The 2363-nt window shown below is 36.4% G+C and carries 3 protein-coding genes; 2 read left to right on the top strand and 1 reads right to left on the bottom strand.

The genetic code is table 11. The features are described from left to right. Positions 1-116 precede the first annotated feature (116 nt). Both Q8907_16355 and Q8907_16360 read left to right on the top strand, forming a co-directional pair. Positions 117-287: a hypothetical protein gene (locus Q8907_16355; protein ID MDP4275841.1), complete on the top strand. Its 171-nt coding sequence runs from the start codon at positions 117-119 to the stop codon at positions 285-287. Between the two features lie 33 nt (positions 288-320). Beyond that, a complete protein-coding gene (locus tag Q8907_16360) occupies positions 321-1409 on the top strand; it encodes a fibronectin type III domain-containing protein (protein ID MDP4275842.1) in 1089 nt (362 codons plus the stop codon). 281 nt (positions 1410-1690) lie between these two features. Here the strand turns inward: Q8907_16360 and Q8907_16365 are convergent. Next, the coding region (locus tag Q8907_16365; GenBank protein MDP4275843.1) for a hypothetical protein at positions 1691-2363 on the bottom strand (673 nt) is incomplete at its 5' end.

Below are 2363 nucleotides of genomic sequence, written 5' to 3' on the forward strand. Positions count from 1 at the left end.
AGAACCTGTCCTATTTCAGCCGGGAATTTACCAGAGAATTTGGAAAATCCCCCAGTGAATTCAGAAAAGAATAATTCCGGCAGGACATCCCATCCTCCCCTAATCAACGCTATTAGATGAATAACCCTCGGAATATTTCTTTCGCTGCTCAAAAGCCACTGAACAATATGACCGGGCGGTATAATCATTTGAATACCCAAGGCAAAACATCAGAGACTATGGGCAAAACCATTCAAACCACGGCAAAACATCATAGACTTCAGGCAAAGCCATTCAGAATCAAATAGTTTAATTTTGGCCTGTATTTAAAACTGATTGCCATGAAAAAGAGATTTGTTTTTTTCCTGATAATGCTATTCGTTTTATCAGGTCTTAGATGTAGTTTAGAAAAGGACCCGCCTGATAGTGGTTCGATAATACCCCCTCGAAATGATTCGGTAGTAAACTCGGTATTACCAACATTAGCTCTTTCATATATAAAGGTTTTTAAGATAAATGGCACCATTGTTGAGATTTATGGCAAGATAACTGATCCGGGCCGGGGATGTGAACATGCAATGTATGGAATATGCTGGAGTACAAAACCTGATCCTACTATTAACGATCCTAAAATAGTGAATTCACCTATTTTAGGTTCCTCCTTTAGTTTCAGTCTTAGCGACTTAAGTCCGGAAACCACTTACTATGTCAGGGCATACATCACTTTGAACTCACTTGTAAGTTACAGTAACCAATTATCTTTTACCACATACCCTTCCACCGGCAAACCAATACAGAACGCTGCAATTTATCCACTATCACTCAATTGTACAGGGGTAATAATAGGATTTAATCCTTTAGACAATATCAGAAATTATCCGATAACGGAAAAGGGAATTTGTCTGGCAACGACCCCCAATCCAACCGTTAAAGATAAAACAGGTTACATTGAACAAAGCTCCATTGAAATTGGAAGTGTCACCTACCAATATAGATGTGAGGTAGACCATCTGCAACCCGGGACTCTAAATTATGCGAGATCATTTTTTATCTACGGGACTGAAGTATTTTACGGTGATGAAATATCTTTCTCGACCAATAGTGCACCCCTGGCTACAATTACAAGTATTACCGAGATAACCCAAACCTCAGCAAAAGTCAATGCGAAGACAATAGCAAATGGTTCCTATATAGTGGAGAGAGGTATTAGCTATAGCACACTTCCTGATGCTGCATCCCATGATCAAAAAGATATAGAACAGGAGGTGCAAAGTTATTGTCCACCCGAAGAATTCTCGGTAACTTTAACAAACCTGACCCCGGGTACCCTTTATTATGTCAGATCATTTGTCGGAGTTATGACGGGAATTGAATATGGGGATCAATTGTTTGCACATAGCGACGAAGTTACGTTTACTACAAAAAACTAACTTTAATTGCCCAATTTTTAAGCAGTACCATTATAATATTCCTTCATTAAATCAGCATATATCCTCGAATTCAATTCTTATTTCAAATAAAACAAGGCCAAATGATCAATCTCCAATCGATCCCTAATTTCAGCGTGCAAGACTTTTCTTTAGATTATGTCTTGTTTCCAGATAGTTGAAAGGTTAGTAATTACTTTCCTTTCCATCGTTACTCCCCATGCCATTGAACTTTCAACTTGCAACCCACACAAAATCCCATGACGTATAATGTATTCAAAGTGTTAGCTGTTTAATCTTTTTGAAATTTTAAAATCATTTCCACAATCAAAACAATGAAATTTTTTACGGAACAAAGGGAATGGTGCTCTTACAATTAACGATAAAAATAAATAAGGAATATCCCATTTGTAATCAATCGCATATCCGTATGCCACATTGTCTGATTGGCACCTTGGACAGACTGTTATTGAATCATCCTCTTTATTCCCATCATACAAATCAACTAATTCCTTATCAAGATAATACTCAACGGGTTTGTGAAGTAAATACTTAAATTTTCGACCATTAAAATCAAACAACTCTGCCCAAAATTCACTCCAGGAAAATCTATAAATCTTTTGGGACAATAAGGAAAATTCTTTTTCTTCTTTTATTATCTGCTCAATTTCTTCTAATGTTAAAATTTCAGACTTTATCTCTATTTCCTTATCCAGTTGAAGTTCTTTTTTGCGAATTTGTGACTTAATCCGGAAAATCTCATTTTGCCTCAATATAGCTTTGTCTAAAGCCTCTGACATATCATAAATTCCAACGTCATCAATCAACTGGTTATTGGAAATGGATTCCATAATCAGTTTAGCTTTACCCGCTTGCTCAAAAGGAACTTTTAGTTTTACTCCACCAATTGCGACTGCATTAAACGGATATACCCAAACTATATTTTCATCATAAATA

This window comes from Bacteroidota bacterium (genome assembly GCA_030706565.1).
In the GTDB taxonomy this organism is placed as follows: Bacteria; Bacteroidota; Bacteroidia; order Bacteroidales; family JAUZOH01; genus JAUZOH01.

Excerpts from the sequence above, each read along its gene's own strand:
- Q8907_16355 (MDP4275841.1), top strand. The coding sequence starts at position 117 with ATGAATAACCCTCGGAATATTTCTTTCGCTGCTCAAAAGCCACTGAAC.
- Q8907_16360 (MDP4275842.1), top strand. The coding sequence starts at position 321 with ATGAAAAAGAGATTTGTTTTTTTCCTGATAATGCTATTCGTTTTATCA.